This window comes from Shewanella insulae, assembly GCF_009831655.1.
In the GTDB taxonomy this organism is placed as follows: Bacteria; Pseudomonadota; Gammaproteobacteria; order Enterobacterales; family Shewanellaceae; genus Shewanella; species Shewanella insulae.
Genome location: NZ_WRPA01000010.1, coordinates 88,444 through 105,548 on the forward strand (window position 1 = coordinate 88,444; position 17,105 = coordinate 105,548).

13 protein-coding genes are annotated in these 17,105 nt (G+C 44.5%); 3 read left to right on the forward strand and 10 right to left on the reverse strand.

Annotated elements, in window-relative coordinates:
- Positions 1-19: 19 nt before the first annotated feature.
- From GNT65_RS12115 to rfaH, 6 genes are all read right to left on the reverse strand, one after another.
- Positions 20-1,294, reverse strand: a complete 1,275-nt coding sequence (locus GNT65_RS12115) for a lipopolysaccharide biosynthesis protein (protein WP_160796554.1) — start codon at positions 1,292-1,294, stop codon at positions 20-22.
- Positions 1,295-1,316: 22 nt separating this feature from the next.
- On the reverse strand, positions 1,317-2,243 hold the full coding sequence (murB, locus tag GNT65_RS12120; protein WP_160796556.1) for a UDP-N-acetylmuramate dehydrogenase: 927 nt from the start codon (positions 2,241-2,243) through the stop codon (positions 1,317-1,319).
- A 2-nt stretch (positions 2,244-2,245) separates the two neighbouring features.
- Positions 2,246-3,511, reverse strand: a complete 1,266-nt coding sequence (locus GNT65_RS12125; protein WP_160796558.1) for a UDP-N-acetylglucosamine 1-carboxyvinyltransferase — start codon at positions 3,509-3,511, stop codon at positions 2,246-2,248.
- Positions 3,512-4,100: 589 nt separating this feature from the next.
- On the reverse strand, positions 4,101-5,075 hold the full coding sequence (locus GNT65_RS12130) for a Wzz/FepE/Etk N-terminal domain-containing protein (protein WP_160796560.1): 975 nt from the start codon (positions 5,073-5,075) through the stop codon (positions 4,101-4,103).
- Between the two features lie 85 nt (positions 5,076-5,160).
- On the reverse strand, positions 5,161-7,896 hold the full coding sequence (locus GNT65_RS12135) for an SLBB domain-containing protein (RefSeq protein ID WP_160796562.1): 2,736 nt from the start codon (positions 7,894-7,896) through the stop codon (positions 5,161-5,163).
- A gap of 765 nt (positions 7,897-8,661) precedes the next feature.
- Positions 8,662-9,201 (reverse strand): transcription/translation regulatory transformer protein RfaH, encoded by a 540-nt coding sequence (gene rfaH, locus GNT65_RS12140; protein WP_160796564.1) that lies wholly within the window; start codon positions 9,199-9,201, stop codon positions 8,662-8,664.
- Positions 9,202-9,776: 575 nt separating this feature from the next.
- On the opposite strand from rfaH, the gene GNT65_RS12145 reads away from it, so the two are divergent.
- On the forward strand, positions 9,777-11,246 hold the full coding sequence (locus GNT65_RS12145; protein WP_160796566.1) for a peptide MFS transporter: 1,470 nt from the start codon (positions 9,777-9,779) through the stop codon (positions 11,244-11,246).
- 102 nt (positions 11,247-11,348) lie between these two features.
- On the opposite strand, the gene GNT65_RS12150 is transcribed toward GNT65_RS12145, so the two are convergent.
- Both GNT65_RS12150 and GNT65_RS12155 read right to left on the reverse strand, forming a co-directional pair.
- Positions 11,349-12,452 carry a response regulator gene (locus GNT65_RS12150; protein WP_160796568.1) on the reverse strand — a complete coding sequence of 368 codons (1,104 nt, stop codon included), beginning with the start codon at positions 12,450-12,452 and terminating at the stop codon, positions 11,349-11,351.
- A 130-nt stretch (positions 12,453-12,582) separates the two neighbouring features.
- Positions 12,583-13,377 (reverse strand): MlaA family lipoprotein, encoded by a 795-nt coding sequence (locus GNT65_RS12155; RefSeq protein ID WP_160796570.1) that lies wholly within the window; start codon positions 13,375-13,377, stop codon positions 12,583-12,585.
- Positions 13,378-13,564: 187 nt separating this feature from the next.
- On the opposite strand from GNT65_RS12155, the gene GNT65_RS12160 reads away from it, so the two are divergent.
- Both GNT65_RS12160 and GNT65_RS12165 read left to right on the forward strand, forming a co-directional pair.
- Complete coding sequence (locus GNT65_RS12160) at positions 13,565-15,685, forward strand: hypothetical protein (protein ID WP_160796572.1); 2,121 nt, start codon at positions 13,565-13,567, stop codon at positions 15,683-15,685.
- Entirely contained in the window at positions 15,685-16,053 is a 369-nt protein-coding gene (locus GNT65_RS12165; RefSeq protein ID WP_160796574.1) for an EscU/YscU/HrcU family type III secretion system export apparatus switch protein, read from the forward strand. The genes GNT65_RS12160 and GNT65_RS12165 overlap by 1 nt, the downstream gene beginning before the upstream one ends.
- Positions 16,054-16,085: 32 nt before the next feature.
- Here GNT65_RS12165 and GNT65_RS12170 read toward each other — a convergent pair whose 3' ends face one another.
- A complete protein-coding gene (locus GNT65_RS12170; protein ID WP_338091777.1) occupies positions 16,086-16,487 on the reverse strand; it encodes a DUF2802 domain-containing protein in 402 nt (133 codons plus the stop codon).
- Between the two features lie 117 nt (positions 16,488-16,604).
- The gene (locus GNT65_RS12175) at positions 16,605-17,099 is read right to left on the reverse strand and encodes a chemotaxis protein CheW (RefSeq protein WP_011865192.1); all 495 of its coding nucleotides are present in this window, start codon (positions 17,097-17,099) and stop codon (positions 16,605-16,607) included.
- Positions 17,100-17,105: the final 6 nt, after the last annotated feature.

Below are 17,105 nucleotides of genomic sequence, written 5' to 3' on the forward strand. Positions count from 1 at the left end.
TTTTATCTACATAGATTTTTTAGCGAACGCAAAAACTCGATTCAAGCTTCATTACTTCATCATTAATTACTCTAAAAATCATAAAGGCTATAAAGACGTAGTGGACACTTAACAGAACTGAGTATAATATCAAAACATTGACAATACTATAATCACACAATAGTGATATCGAAAAAATCCCAATCAATAATATAAAACGAGTTAGATTCAACCAAAAGTATAATGAGTTTCTTGAATAAACGTTTAATATATTAACTAAAGGTGACGAAACTAGATTTGTAATTAAGTATAATGACATTATACGAGCATACAGCCCAGCATCGGACCATTCGGCTCCAAACACAAACTTAAATAAATCCTCTCCGAATATAAGTAATATAAGAAAAGGCACCAAACTGACAAGTATAAGCTTCTTTAAAACATCCTCTGATATTCTTTTTATCTGATGAGGTTTTTTTCGACCAATATTTGCAATTTCACCATAGAAAGCTTGCCCAATTGTTTGCCCAATCAAGCTTATAGGCAAATTTAAAACCATCAATGCCAAGCCTATTTGACCTGTAACTTCAACGCCAAAAAATGAAGAAAAGAACAATATTGGCATGTTGACGCATAGAGAAAGTAGGACTTGCGATGGAAGCCTGAACTTTGGAATATCACTATAAAAACTTACAATAAAAAGTATCTTTTTAAACTTAACCTTTTTGAAATCAAAATCAGACAAATAAAACTTCAATAAACTTAATACACATCCCGCTTGAACCAGTATTTGCCCAACAAGCAAGCCTAGATAATTGATATTAAACAAACCAAAAAAGATTTTGCTTGATGCACCTATAGAGGATTGAAAAACATTGGCTCTGGATATTAATTTGAAATTTTTATGTCTAACAGCCCAAGCATTAAGTATTTCTACCAAACCAAAGAGAAAAACACTAACTGATAACAAATACCAATACTTGTTTAAAGCTGACAAATTAAGCAAGTCAAAAATAAATTGATGAAAAAATAATGTAGTTATAAAAAATATGCCACTTACTACACTCAAAATTATAAAACACAAAACACTTGCGTTTAAAGCATAAGCTTGAGTTCTTGGCAAAGGTATTACAACATTATAACGTAAAGAAGTAAAAGCAACTAATATTCCAGTAATCGATATAAAAGCAGTAAGGACTCCCATGTCACTAGGAGAGTATAACCTTGTAATAATTGGAATACTCAAGATACCAATTAGCCTTGCCAATATAGAACCTGAAACCAAAACCAATATGTTTCTATAGATACTGCTCATTCACTGTCTTTACCTTAATAACTTAATTTATTAGAGCTAAAGCTGCTGCATCAGCATTCATTAGCCTACAATCTTCAGTAACGTATTTAGCTTCAGACTTCAATTGAAATCCTGTTTGATTTTTTACTTTCTCTATTGCAATGGCAATTAGGCTTAATATATCAATGTCGGTAGCATCTCCTTCATTGACAATAAAATTTGCATGCTGTGAAGATATTGAAGCACCACCTATTTTGAACCCTTTCAACCCAACGTCTTCTATAATTTTTCCTGGCGGACCATATGTATCATACATAACAGGATTACTAATAAATACTGAGCCGCAGCTAGGTTTTTTTCTCGGAAACTTTTTATTTCTAGACCTCAATATAGTTAAACACTCCCTCCTAATTAAGGATATGCTTTTGCTTTGTAACTTTATTTTAGCGCTTAATATAAACTCTGAGTTTAATTGAAAAATACTGTTTCGATAGGAAAACGAACAATCAGATTCACGCCTTGTGATCAAATTTCCCTTTTTATCGATGGAATCAACACTTAATATATTTTCAGAAAGTGACTTTCTTTGACTGCCTGCATTCATGTAAACAGCCCCCCCTAAAGTTGCTGGAACACCAATAAGATGTTCCAGCCCAGAGAGCCCATTATTAACACATTGACGTACAAAATAAGGTAAATAGATACCAGCACCCACAGTTACAACTTGATGCTTAAAATCACAATAAGAAAAACCAGGGCCTAGTTTAATTAGGCCACCTCTAACACCCGCACCAGAAAATAGTAAATTAGAAGTATTACCAATAATAAGAAAAGGCAATTCTAATTTATATAAGTAATCTAGCGCGTCTTTTAACTCCGAAATTGAATTCACTACAAATACAAAATCAGCACACCCTCCAACACGCCAATACGAAAACTGTTTTAAAGACACGTTTTTATATATATTCATAATTAATCAATTTCTTTTACATTTGCTCCGAGAGCTAATAACTTTTCAAGAATTTGATTATAGCCACGCTTAATTTGCCATGAGTCACTAATAACAGTAACCCCTTTTGAAGCGGCCAACCCCATGATAAGTAACATAATTCCCGCGCGTAAATCTAAAGCCTTCACTTCAGTTCCGACTATTCTGTCATTACCTTTAGCACCATGAACAACCAATAAATCTCCATCAATGGAACTAGCTACACCCATTTTTTTCATTTCATCTGCATAGCCATATCTACCAGGAAAACGTAGATCTATAATGTGACTATCTCCATTACAGAAAGCAGCAAAAGCGGCAAATATAGGTTGCATATCGGAATTTATACCAGGATATGGGCCAGTACTTATCTCAACTGGAAAGCAGTTTCCTGCACCTACAATTGCATTATTTCCACTTCTATATAAGTTAACACCGCTTTCACGAAGATGGATAAGTGGAACTTCTAAGTCTTTAAATGGAAAATCTTCAATTGTTATTTTACTTTTCGTTACTGCCCCAATAACAGTCCAAGTCAACGCTTCCATATTATCGGGCATAACTGAATGGTTCACTGGCAATAGATTATCAACACCAATAATTTCAATTCGCTCTTGCCCATGTACAATAATTTTTGCACCAGCATTATTTAAAAATTTTGTTAAATCGATAATTTCAGGACGTATATGTGGGTTATAAATATTTGTAGTACCTTTTGCTAAAGTGCCCATGATTATAGCATTTTCTGTAGCTCCAGTAGATCGCATCCTTAACTTAATATCTGCGCCTTGTAAACGGCCTTTGCTTTTTGCAACTAGATAATCACCTTCTTCATAAACTTTAGCACCTAGCGCCTCTAAAACATCTACATGAATATCGTATTTACGCTCACCTAGCTTACAGCCTCCAGGCAAAGGGACTTTCCCATACCCATACTTTGTTACTAGTCCGCCAAGTATTAACAGAGTATTACGGATAGAGCGACCATTCCAATCCAAGGTTGTAGATAAAGGTTTGTGTTGAGAAATATTTACTGTATCTGGCTCACTGTAGTCGATAGACTTACCCAAATGTTTAAGCATCTCTTCATGAACTTGCACATCTAAAAGAGCTTTTGGGTAATTACGAAGAATGACATCACTATCAAAAAGAATGGAGGCAGCCAATAGTCTTAACACACTATTTTTAGCTCCGCTTACTTTTACTGTCCCACTAAGCTGACTTGGTGATACTTGAATTTTCTTGTTCATTCTATAACTCTCAATGTTTAGTACCCCCGCTATAGCTGTCTCGTTGCGTTTGTCTTTTACTACGTGAAACGGGGATAATTAAGGAATAATTACTTTATACTGTGACTGCAACGTAATATTTAGTCGGTACTCCATTAAGTTTACGACTAACATGTTCTGCCCAAGGTCACTAAAGACAACCGTTATAAACAGATTCTGTAATACAGTTCAGGATTATTTCAAACAAACTTATAACTTTGTTTAAGTATTACTTTTCGTTATTTGGCAATTGCCATACTTCACCTTAAAAACGGTCTTCAGATGCTAAAGCATGAAATAGAGGGGCCATTTTAATTGCTTCTGGACGGGTGCCAAAAACGGTAAGTACTTTCTTTTTTTGTCATTACATCTGGCCTTTTTCTGGCGATTTAACTATATTAAAATCGCTGTATTTCACATTTTCATCTTAGTTTTTTAAACTTAGCTGAGCTACTGTTCGTCCATTTTGAGACAATCGGGTTTCCGCTGTCCCATAAACAGCCTACGTTTTACCGTTTTTCTGCTCTATATTTAACAGCAGTGGTTCCCATAGACCCTTGAAAGTTTTCGTCTAGCTTTCGCTTCTTACTAAATATTTTATAAGAACCAGAATTACAGCTAACATACCACCTAGCATGGTACCCAATACGCAGATGAGTGCACGTTTTGGTTTAGCCTTTTGTTCAGGCACTAAAGCAGGATCGATAGTCTTAAATACGTATTCATCACGTACTTCAGCAAACATAATAGTTTTAGCTTGCTCTTCAATAAGTTTGTATAAAATAGCGCGGATATCAGCAACGTTAGTTTGTGCAATCTGCCTATTTAAAAAGTCACTACTACGAATCGCCTCTGCGACATCACGCTCTTTCATGACTTTGTTGATATCTTCAACTAGCCAGTTTACCCATTGTTGAGCGACCGCTGGCGATAAATGCTCTACAGATACGGTTACCATGCCTGTATCCTTTGCAGAATTAACGCTAACTATCTTGCTAAATTCTTTAAAAGCTTCCTGCATCGATGGTTCAGGCTTAAAAGGAGCTTTGGCTTCTCTTACCCATTTTTTTGATGCTGCATCATATAACTCGTTATCATATACAATGGCGTTATCGGCCATATTCCATTTATCGGCCGCCATCAAATCAGGCAAAAGGCCGTGCTTTTGAATAAACTCACTAGCAAACTGACGTGATTTCATCACTTCGATTGCCATTTGAGTCTTATCGACACCACCGCCGCCACCTAAGTTAATACCTGCCATACTCGCTAACCCGCCAAACTGTGAAGCTAAAGCACTTAGTCCGCCCCCTTGCTCCTCACTCGCTGGTGCTAAAAGCGCTTCAGACTTATAAATATTGGGCTGCAAAATGGCAAAAATAACCGACCCAACGGCAAATATGGCCGTTATCGCAATGATTAGCCATTTGCCTTGCCAGATGACTGAAACGAGTTCTCTAAGGTCTATTTCATCATTGGCTTGTTGTACTTGAGGGCGCATATCGGAAAATTGGGCATCGCCGTAGTTTTTTATCTCGGTGGACATAGAATTAGTGTCTCTGAGTCTCATCATCCTAAGAAGAAATAAAGCACTTCGATGACTAAGCTCATCAAAGTGCTCAAATTAAAGGCTATAACTTGGCAATCGTGGCCAATGCAACGGCGCTGTTATAGATAATGCCGGTAACCTGAGTCCAAAGTGTCAGGTTATCTTTATACTCTGTATCCAGCGGTACAATAATAGTATCACCAGGATTAAGCTCTGTATTACTGCTAAACCACATGGAGCGATTTGGCAGGAGCACTGAACCATTTGCCTTAATAATGTAGGTTCTATCTTCATCGGCTCGCTCTCTGGCTCCGCCGGACATTTCAAGATACTGATCTAACGTTAAACCTTCTTTAAACCTATGCGTGGCAGCGTGTTGTACTTCACCCATAACCGCAATCGTCTGCTTAACTGACGGTACATAGAGAATATCTTGATCTTCAAGCTGGATATCGGCCTGTTCAATACCAATTGATATAGCGGACAAATCAACAACCAAACGACCTACCGCCTTGATGTTTTCAAGATCGGTTAGCATCATTTGCGCATCACTGTAATTCACCACGTTGCCATCTTTGGAAACGCCGCGTGTAGCAATGTCACGGCGTAGTTGATCGGCAAGCTTCTTAATCTCCAGCTGTTCCTGTTGACGCACCGACTCTCGAACGAACACTGAAGAAGGTAAATAGGCATACTGAGTAAAGCCACCCGCACGATCGATCACATCGGCAAGCGTCTCACCACGGCGAATGTTATACATTCCGGGGAACTTGACCTCACCACGAATCTCAACCGCCTTATTTTCCTGCCAGTCAGGTGTTGTCATTACCGTCAGAATATCTCGAGACTTCAGCTCCACATTAGAAGCATCAATGCCTGCCAATGCCTCATCTAAATTAACACTTGAATGGTTAACGCTAGACTCTTCGCTCCCTATGACAGTAGTCGTCAATTCTGCGCGAACCGTATAGGCGCCTTCTACCAATCCACCCGCGGCAATGACTAAGTCTTTAACCTTAGCTCCTTGCGTTAGGGGATATACGCCTGGGTGACGCACCTTGCCACTGATGGCAACCACTTGCGTACCTTTATCTGAATTTCCTTGGCTGGCTAACTGGGCAACGACTGGATAAAGCAGCTCACTGCGATTCATGGCACCACTAAGCTTAATGAGCTCCTTGTCCTCAAATAGGTTAGCCAGCATCTTGTTGACTTCCCCCTTAACAAGCTGCTCTGTGTCATCAGGAGCTTCTTTAGCAACAACAACACCACCAATTTGACTACGTTGTGAAAGCTGCATTTTATCAAGCTGAGAGAAGCCAGCCTTAAACAGATCGTTACCGACAAGGCTATCACCCGTAAGCGAGGTTACCTTCTCAACTCTCTGTTTCACCAACTTGTTTAGTTCATAACGATTTTGAGTGTCATCGCTATAGTTAAACAGCATGACCTTATCGCGAGGGGCTAATAACAAATCTTGCGCGACGTCTTTTTCTGCTATAGCACGGCTAGGTGAAAATTGCAGTACCTTGACCTTACCGTAGCGATTCACCTCTCTTACAATAATCGCATAATTGAGATCGGCTGTAATCGAAAGATCCCCCCACAGGGAAGGCAGAAGATCGCTAACTTTTTGGCCATCGAACCATTGATATTTACCTGGTCTAACGACAGCACCGACCACGGTAATGGCATCTTCAAACTGACCAGAGGCATTTTTGACACGAATAAAATCACCTGGCTGCGCCTTCGTCGATTTATCTTTGGCAGAAGTCAAATCGACATTCACGATACTGCGAAGGCCATTGCTGTTATATCGCTCTATGCTGCTACTCTTAGGATAAGCACCGGGTTTCACGCCAGCGGCCATCGCGACTATATCGGCAACCGTTTCGTTACGCTTTAGCTCATAGATAGCGGGGCGACGGACTTCGCCGGTAATGCTGACAAGTCCACCGACAGGCGGAATAAACACTACATCGCCAGAACGCAAACGTATGTCTCCCGACGCATCGCCTCGCATCAGTAGATCGTACAGATCCATGCTGCCAACTAACTTGCCGTTACGTTTAACTTGAATATTTCGTAGTGAACCAATCTCGTTCACGCCACCGGCAACAAACAATGCCTGGGTGATAGTAGACAAGCTCGAAACTGTGTAAGAACCTGGCTTATAGGCATCACCCGCGATAAAGATACGAATAGAGCGCAGCTCACCCATGGTAATGTTTGACTCGATGCCGATCATCTGCTGAGAAATACGATGACCCAAAGACTCTCTAAGTTCGGCAAAGCTTAAACCCGCTACCGAGATAGGGCCAAGTTCGGGGAATTGAATGCTGCCCTCACGATTAATGACCAGGTCATACTCTTTATTCTCTTTACCAAAGAGCTGTACCTTAATTCTGTCACCAGGACCGACCAAGTATTCTGCTGGAACTGGCACGTCAGAGACGGGGGCAAAGGTAGTCGGTTCACCTTGAAACAGCTCATAGCCAAATCGTTCAAGTTGCTTCTTCTGTTCATCTTGTGAAAAATTAAGCTCGTTAGCAGCATCTCGGGAATGATCAACCACCTCATTGGCCCCACGAGGCTGAACAACCTGCGGATTATCGAGATTTTGCTGTGAAGCACTGGCGCCTCCAAGCATAGCAGGGTCGATGCCATACTGACGCGCTAACCTCTGCTGCTCAGAAGCGGGCAGATTCTTAAACTGCTCTATCATTTGCGGCGAAGGCGTGATCGCCTGCGCTTGGGTCCCCACCAAAAACAGTGCGGCAACCGCTGTTATAATGACTTTTTTGGTTCGTTGTAACACCGATACTCTCCATTGATAAAGGCAAGGTTTAAATAAAACTTTCCGGCTAAATAGCTCAAATCGAAGCTAATTACTGGCATTCGAGCACGCTACCGACCCGCGTGGCGGCGACCTGACTCAGTACATCGTGTACTTCGCTCTTCGAGCCAGCTAAAGCTGTTAATGATTGTTCCCGACAATCCTTTTCGGCGTCCACTAAAAGACAGAAACTGTTCTGTCTTTTGCCTTTCAGGCACGCTACCGATCCGCGTGGCAGCCAGAGGCCTTCGGCTATCGCTTAACGAATGAAACTTTTCATTCGATGCCCTGCGGGCACGCTACCGCCCATAGGTTACGGCCCCCAACATGCCCTCGCCACGCGAAATTCAGTTTTTAAATTATTTCTTACTAAAACACTTTGGTTAAGATGCCGTACAAATTGACACATTAAACAAAGTACTTTTGCGTTATCTTGAAGAAAAACGATTCATTGTACTGGAACAAAATAACAATTACTGCTCAGATACTCGTCAATCGTTCAATACATTCGAATACGAAAAACTCATTCAGCTTAAAATCACTCCATAATGGCCTTCAACAACCAAAATCTGTTACAAAGTAACCAAAACGCCGACTAGATGAGCGGAGCCAATTAACAACGTTTCATCAGTTATGGCAGATCTCTTACAAACATTAGCGCCAACGACCTACTTCTTATCACTATTATTAAGGCCTCCCTGTTGCTTCTAAGCTTTTTTAACAGCCTCTACAATTCAAGTACATTTATTAGTCGCCTTTCTCAACTCCCTTGATGCTAGCCCTTGAAACAGACACCCGCTTTTGCTGCCCCATGATCTCAAACAAAATGTGGCAACGCTTATCGCCACTCTGCTCTTCGAAGATCCCTTCAAGCTCCTTAAAAGGCCCCTCGACAAACTTCACCTTGTCACCGACAGACAACTTTGGCTCGTCATTGCCACTGAGCAAATCATCACTAGGCAACTGCAATGCATTAAGCACCTTTGCCTCGCGCATCTTAATGGAATGCACTATTGCATCGTCTATCGCCGTCATCTCCTCACGACAACCTATGATTCGCGACACGCCTCGCGTCGAATGTATCTTACTGACACTGAACTCAAGCGGGTCGAAATAGATAAACAGATAGCAGGGAAACAACGGCAGACGCTTAACACTGGTCTTGCCGGCCTTGGTGATCTGTTGTGGGAGAGTGGGCAGGTAAGTCTCTATCTGTTGCAATGCAAGGTTTTGCTGCGCGCGCGTTTCGCCGCGAGGTTTGCAATACACAAGATACCAAGACTTCATAATTTCCTTAAGAACCTATTTTTATCGTTAGCTAACACTTAATCACCGCTATGGCTGGCACCAATGCGGCCTTACTATCACAACTACTGTGTTTGCAAGACGCTCAGATTAACGCGCAATGCAAAGATAACGAGATAATTCAGGTGACATCCAATTCACGGCCGAAATCATAGCAAATACTCTAGGTCAAAGAAAAGGGCGTTTTCTCTCTATTTTGTCTAGTTCATGTGGGCTAATGGTAAACCAGCCAACATACAGGAAGTATCAACGAGAAAACTGCCTTTAAGCCCCTCCAACCAGTGATGATTTGTTGGTCAGTTAACCCAGGTAAATTGACTTTTGGGCGATGAAAAGGGTATATAAGGTGGGTTTGATAAAATTTAATACCCTAAATATTAAAATATAATAAATTCTCGCAACAAATTTAGAACGGTACAGGGACGATTAGCCAACATTTTCATCTAGTTAGCCTAATTGGGTATCTCTTTTAAACAAGCGAGTTATATTAGCAACAACCATTTTTCTACATAGTTTTTGTTATGTAGGCAATCACAAGCTGAAGGTGGAAGACTTACATGAGTGCAGCAAAACCCCAAGGTACGATGCTCGGCCATCCTAAGGGACTGTTCCTGTTGTTTACAACAGAATTATGGGAACGTTTCAGTTACTATGCGATGCGAGCCATCCTAGTACTATATCTCGTCGACGCGGTACAATCCCAAGGTGGTCACGGTCTAGGTTGGACCCAGGCCGACGCCCTAAATCTATACGGTACATTCACAGGTCTTGTTTATTTAACCCCCCTCATCGGTGGCTGGCTCGCCGATACATTCCTAGGTCAACGTAAAGCCATCATCATAGGTGGTGCCCTGATGGCCGCAGGTCAATTTATTCTTGGTACCCCCCACGCCTGGGTACAGGGCATGGAAACAGAAGTATTCTATGTCGGTCTAGGTGTACTCATCTTAGGTAACGGCCTATTCAAGCCAAACATCTCTACCATGGTGGGTGACCTGTACGAAGAAGGCGATCATCGCCGTGACGGTGCCTTCACCATCTTCTACATGGGTATTAACGTAGGTGCATTCCTCTCCGGTATCATCGTTGGTTCGGTAGTAGCTTACTTTGATGGTAACTTCCAGGCAGGCTTCATCTGTGCCGGTATCGGTATGGTCATCTCGCTAATCATCCAATTCCTGTTCGCACAGAAACTCCTTGGTGATATCGGTCGTACACCAGCAGCACAACTTGAAAAAGAGCGTGCAGCCGAAATGGGGGAAGTACGTAAGGAACCTCTAACCAAAGTAGAACGTGATCGCATCAAGGTGATCATGATTATGGGTCTGTTTACCATCATCTTCTGGGCTGGCTTCGAACAAGCTGGCGGCCTGATGAACCTGTTTACTAACGACTTCACCGACCGTATGATCGGTACCTGGGAAGTCCCAACCACTTGGTTCCAGTCGTTGAACGCCATGTTCATCGTGATCTTCGCGCCAGTTGTCGCCTCTATCTGGGTACGCCTAGGTGAAAGAGAGCCAAACTCACCGGTGAAGTTCGCCTTAGGCCTGGTACTGCTAGCCACTGGCTTCCTATTCATGATCGGCGCGGTACTCGAGATGGGTGGCGACGCCAATGCCAAGTCAAGCATGTGGTGGTTAGTAGGTGCTTATTTCTTCCATACTATGGGTGAACTGTGTCTCTCTCCAATCGGCCTGTCTATGGTGACTAAACTGGCTCCGCTGCGTATCGCATCACTCATGATGGGCGCATGGTTCCTGTTTGTTGCCGCGGCCAATAAGATCGGCGGTATCATAGGTTCATTCATCGGTCATGGTGGTGAGAAAGAAGAGCAGCTCGCAAACGCTATGTCTATCTTCGCAGGCATCGCTATCACGGCCGCACTATCTGGCGTTATCCTCTACTTCATGGCGGATAAGTTAGTTGACTGGATGCATGGCGCGGAAGATAGCCACCACACAGAAGAAGAAGCCTTAGAGGAAGAGATTGCTGTCACAGCTGAGCATGAAGCAATTAAGCGCTAATGGCTTATCGCTAGAAAATTAACATTGAAAAAAACGCCACTTTAGAGTGGCGTTTTTTTATTTATAGACTTAAGAAAATATAGAAATGATGGCAAGTAATAATTAGAAACTCATCTGCACATAACCACCCGGAGCGACTTCCGGACTGTAACTCAGCCCAACAAACTCATCATTGAGTAGCATCTCCCTATGCTTAACGCTGCTTGAAACCACACACAGGCTCTCTCCCGGCATCAAGTTTCTAAACTGAGTGCTGGGTTGCCCCCATTCTAAAATACCCAACTGCAGGGCGTCAGGCATTGCTAGCGGCATCAATCCTTCCTCATTGCGGATATAGCACCTCAGCCCTTTACCCGCCTGGGCAATGGACGCACGGTAATGGGTAAGCTCGACTACCGCATAAACAATATCGACATAGATATCCAGGCCCGACTTACTCATCCGCTCATTGAGGTAACTCAGCATGTTAAAGGGCTCGATAACGGTTTCCGTATTGTCATTGCGGAACCGTTTGAGTTTCTGATTCACGAAGCTCTTAAGCAGTACGCTGGCAAAGGCACAACGATTATCTTGAGGATGGAAATGCGCCATATACATGATGAGGTAGCGCTCACCCACATTCACACTATCGATAAAGTAGGCACTGACTTCGTCATGCTTAAACAGGCTATAGTCGATCTTAGCCTTGGGATAATCTATGACAGACGGGGGAAATAATTGCTGCTGTACGCTCTTGGCCGCCTCGGCATTCTGTTCAAGCAGGCTAAGGTGTTCCTCCAGCTCTTGATAGGACAACTCGTCGAGATCTTCCAGCTGCACATCTTGCTGGTTAGAGCCTCCTACGCACTGGCGGATTGCATTTTCGATAAGGCAGAGATCGTTAACCGGCTTGACCAAGTAATCGCTTGCGCCCACTCTGAGCGCCTCGACCACATCGGCCATCACCTGATTGCCGGATATCACGATGGAGAGCGTATCTGGCTTGCGCTTAATCATCTGTTTGAGCATATCTAGCCCACCTAGAATAGGCATGCTGAGATCGGCCAGCACTATGTCGAAATCACGCTGACTAAACCGCTCTAACCCCTGCTGACCATCATCGGCCTCGACAACGGTCGCACCGCGATTAGTCAGGAAGGCGGCCACAATACTACGAAATACCGGGTCGTCTTCCACTAACAGTATCACTAGATCTTCTAACGCCATTTAGCTTCCCCAGGCTTGCACTCTGGCTAAGCCGCAAAATCTAGTACATCCCTATACGCCTAGATAAGCAACATCTTATTGCTGATTCCTTCGCCTATTATAAAACAATGAGTTATGCGGGATACTGATGTTAATCAAGCTCTGTCATGTATTCGTCGAGCAATTCGTCGAGCAATTCGTCATCATCAGTCGACACGGGTATGTCGCCATCATAAACTTTATAGTCAAGATGCTGAAAATACGCTTCCTTAACAAAAGTGTAGGGGTCAAGTGCATTATCGACAAGTCTTTCTTGGTCAATTGCCGATGCACGCCTATGGACGTTCTTCAGGCCCCACTTGGCCAAGGACTGCCACATGGTGAGTTCAGATAGCGGGAAATAAAGCCCGTCCACCCAATCTGAGGCGATTTCACGTGTAACATAGGGGCCTAGGAAAGGCGCCATAAAATAAGGACCGTTAGGCACGCCGTAGTAACCGAGCACCTCGTTAAACTCATCCTGTTTTCGCGCTAGGCCCATCATGTCGGCAACATCGATCACCCCAAGTAAACCTATAGTGGTATTTATGGTGAATCGCCCACCGGCATTGGCGGCCCAGCCCCACTTACCCTGCAGAGCGTTGTTCACCATGGAGCTGGGTTCTTCAAAGTTAAGCACGAAATTGTTAACACCCGTCTTTACCGGACGAGGCAAGATGTCGTTGTAGCCGTGGGCCACGGGGCGGTAGAAATACTTATCGAGAAACTGATAGTTGAAATCCCACATGGCGCGGTTAAAACCTTCCAGAGGATCGCGCTCATCGTTATAGATAATGGTCACTTCTGCGGCTGTGCTATCCGTTGCACGCTCATCGCTTGTGTCTGTCTGGGCCAACGCCTGGGCACTAACCAACAGCAGACTCAACGCAATCCATTTACACTTCATATAAATTAGTTTCCTAATTAGTATTAACACGGCTAAAGTCACCAGCTATTGTTGACGATAAAGTGTTAATACTAGACTACACAGTTTGGTTTTCCTTTTCAGATCGCTAAGGATACTCAGCAAAAGCGATAGGTCAAATTGAATTTTGTAATAAGACATTCATGGAGCATCAATTTGAGGTTAACAATTGAGTAATTCCCGCATCGACATGCCCGCCCCAGCGGTATCAGACGCCAGGGGTAACAGCACCACCGAAGGTGTTCAGGCCAAAAACATTCCGGTAGAAATAGTATCGACTCCCCAAGGCGATAAGCTCAGGCTTAATAATCGCGAGCTGGCGATCACCTATCTCGATAGCAAAGATCAGCAAAGCCTGAAACAAGATGCCATACGTCTTACAGTATTGACCCAATTAAGCGCCGCCGCTAATTCAACTTCTATGATGAATGCCAGCGTGCAGGCTCAGGGGCAGCCAACTTCCCTCCCCTTACCCAAGGGACTACTCGCCTATATCAATGCCAACCAGATAAGCCTGCAGCAACTAGCCAATTTTGCCAACCGCCCACAAGGCTACCCCCTGGGTGAGGTACAACTAACAGCAAACCAGCTATTTTTTAATGACTCACAACTCGTCAGACTACCCAGCCCACCCATCTCTGACGGACAGTACATCGCAAAGATAGCCATGACACAGGGGCAGCTTACGCTGCTCCTCACTCCAAAGTTGGCCGAGGTGAGCCTACAACTGATGCCTGTGGGTAAAGACGCGCTCATGGGCAATGCCAACTCTCCCGAGTACTACCTTACAACAGCATCATCCCAAGCGCTCATCAGCAAACCCGAGTTAGCCAGCGCTTACCACCAGCTAATTAACACCCTGGCAAAAACATCCTTAACGCCTGAGTCATTAAATGGGCTTATCAAAGAGTTAACCACACCAAAGCGTCCCGGTGACTCCTTGCCCACAGCCCAGCCAAGCAAGGCATCGGCTAACCGGGTTTTATCGAATGAACACTTTCGCCAGTTGCCGCTACGTAGCGCCCTGACCAGTGATAAGACAGTAGCGGCCATCAATTTGCTGTTCGGTAAATCCCTTGTCTCAGCACATGCATCTGGTAGTACCATGGGGGCTGCTGGGCCGAATCATGCTCAGGCTCCACTGCTTAGAGATATCGCTCAGATAACCCAGAGCCAGCTCTATCAGAGAGTCAGCGCCATGCTCACAGGGATCAGGCTAGAGGCTATAGGGCAAACCGTGCCTCAAGCAACACCTCAAGCTCTTCCTCAGGGCATCCCCATTGAACAAGGGGTCACTAAGACTATCGGTCAGTTGCAACATGGTTCTGCCTCACTCACTCAGCTAACCGCCTTGGAGAAACAAGCAGGACTAATATCACCAAGGGGCATAGCACCGCAGTCAGGAGATGTTAGTCAAGCATCGACAACCGCCGCAACCTTAAACGCTAAAGGAATCAATCCCAGAGAACTAGGTCATAGAGGGCTGAATCTCGCGCTTGGACAACTAACAGATAAAGCCATGGCGACAGCAAAAGCCACTGCCCAGGGACGAAACTTGCTGCAGTTAGTACAGCAACTTCTGCCACTAGCCTTTCCCAGGCCCCTTAGCGAGTTAGCGAGTCCTAGCTCATTGAAGCAGGAGCTTATCGATAGCCTCGCCGGCATCGCTGCTCCGGCAGGGCCTGTCGCTAGCCTCGGCAATATCACGAGTCACGCCGGCACCATAGGGGTACTGTTTCAGTTGCTTCTTGGCAGGCAGGTGAAAAACCAGTCCGGCGGGAAATCCTCAAACCAGGTGCAATCCCTGCAGCAACTCGCGTCCGGCAGTCAGCTACTCGGGCTGCTCGAGAAAGGCGGCGGTCTAGAGTCAATGGGTAAGTTAATATCCAACCTGTCCCTCTATCAACAGGCCAGCAGCGATACGCCGCAATCCACCAACTGGTACTTTACCCTGCCCTACATGATTGAGCACAGGCATGAGGAGCTTGAAGGACATTTCAGCCAGGAAGAGCAGGAAAAAAATGCATCTCCACACTGGCGATTACAGCTTAAGTTCAACCTGAGTCAGGCTGGCCTATTGATCAACGCTGATGTAAAAGAGGGTCGCCTAAACCTGGGCTTTACCTCTGAGGATCAAAAGCTGCTCGATAATATCGAACAAAGACTCGCGGCCCTGGAGCAGAAAATTCAGGCTATTGGCTTAACCCCAAACAATATCAAAACTCAAGTTTCCCAGGTGCCCGCCTCCCTATTGCCGGGCGAGCACTACTTGGTAAAGATAAAGGCCTAATGATGAGTTCATACGACGATTCACCAGACAAGTCACACGATAATTCAAACGATAACTCAAACAGTAACCAACACAGGCCTTCTCAGGCAGCAGCCCTGCGCTATGACGGAAAATCGGCACCGCAGATCACCGCCAAGGGGGAAGACTTAGTCGCCGAGGAGATCATCGCCATCGCCAAGGAGGCTGGCATCTATATTCATCAAGATGCCAATCTGAGTAATTTCTTGCAAAAACTGGAGATAGGAGAGGAGATCCCCAAGGAACTATATCTGCTCATTGCCGAACTGATCGCCTTCGTCTATATGCTAGATGGCAAGTTCCCTGAGCGTTGGGATAATATGCATAAGAGGATCATGCAAGAGGTGTGATATTCAAATCATTCATTTTAGAAAGAGTGCCATCACCCTTTACCATGAAGGCGCAGCAATAGCTCGGCCTCGGCCTTAGGCAATTCACACTCCTTAACCAGCTCATCGATATCGGCGCCGAGTTCGACCATCTTCATCGCTCGGGTATAGAGCCTGGCCTGAGGTTCATCCGCCACCGTCTCATCGATTCGGGCCTCCTGTTTGGTCACCCGCTTCTCAAGTTCAAGCATGCGCCGACCAACCCCTATGGTGCCCGATCTCAACTCCTGCAGCTCCTGCTTTACCGCCTCACGCTGCCTATCGTTCTCTTTGACCAGTAGGGTCAGAGCATCGATCTTAGCTTTTAGCTTGCTGGTCTGTTTCTGCTGATACAGCACCAGTGCAAGACAGGCAACCACATAAAGTAACGCCGCGATTAAGATCTCATCGCCTATCATAAATGCCAACTCCATTAACCTTCATATCTACGCTCGACCTTTTATCCCACTAAAAAAGCCATCGAACGAGGCGACGGCTTTTATCGTCAATGGCAATTCATCGATGGTAAGCGATTAAAGCTGTGCCAGTTCCATCCACTCTTCATCAGAGAGTAACTTATCGAGATCCACCAGAATGAGCAATTCATTATCACGATTACTCACACCTTGAATAAACTTGGCACTCTCTTCCGTACCGACATTTGGCGCGTTATCTATCTCCGAGCCACGCAGATAGACCACCTCGGCGACGCTATCGACCAGAATACCAATCACCTGCTTCTCGGCCTCGATGATAACAATGCGAGTAGAGTCATCTACCTCGGCAGAAGGCAAACCAAAACGCGAGCGCGTATCGATTACTGTCACCACATTACCGCGCAGGTTGATGATCCCAAGTACATAATGAGGCGCACCAGGCACTGGCGCGATCTCGGTGTAACGCAACACCTCCTGCACCTGCATGACGTTGATACCATAGGTCTCGTTATCTAACCGGAAGGTTACCCATTGCAACACTTCATCATCTTTACCTGCGGCAACTGCCGCGACGTTTTTTGCATCTGCCATATCAAC

Bases quoted from the DNA above. Each gene is read 5' to 3' on its own strand.
- GNT65_RS12115 (WP_160796554.1), bottom strand. From the start codon at position 1,294: ATGAGCAGTATCTATAGAAACATATTGGTTTTGGTTTCAGGTTCTATA.
- murB (WP_160796556.1), bottom strand. From the start codon at position 2,243: ATGAATATATATAAAAACGTGTCTTTAAAACAGTTTTCGTATTGGCGT.
- GNT65_RS12125 (WP_160796558.1), bottom strand. From the start codon at position 3,511: ATGAACAAGAAAATTCAAGTATCACCAAGTCAGCTTAGTGGGACAGTA.
- GNT65_RS12130 (WP_160796560.1), bottom strand. From the start codon at position 5,075: ATGTCCACCGAGATAAAAAACTACGGCGATGCCCAATTTTCCGATATG.
- rfaH (WP_160796564.1), bottom strand. From the start codon at position 9,201: ATGAAGTCTTGGTATCTTGTGTATTGCAAACCTCGCGGCGAAACGCGC.
- GNT65_RS12145 (WP_160796566.1), top strand. From the start codon at position 9,777: ATGAGTGCAGCAAAACCCCAAGGTACGATGCTCGGCCATCCTAAGGGA.
- GNT65_RS12150 (WP_160796568.1), bottom strand. From the start codon at position 12,452: ATGGCGTTAGAAGATCTAGTGATACTGTTAGTGGAAGACGACCCGGTA.
- GNT65_RS12155 (WP_160796570.1), bottom strand. From the start codon at position 13,377: ATGAAGTGTAAATGGATTGCGTTGAGTCTGCTGTTGGTTAGTGCCCAG.
- GNT65_RS12165 (WP_160796574.1), top strand. From the start codon at position 15,685: ATGATGAGTTCATACGACGATTCACCAGACAAGTCACACGATAATTCA.
- GNT65_RS12175 (WP_011865192.1), bottom strand. From the start codon at position 17,099: ATGGCAGATGCAAAAAACGTCGCGGCAGTTGCCGCAGGTAAAGATGAT.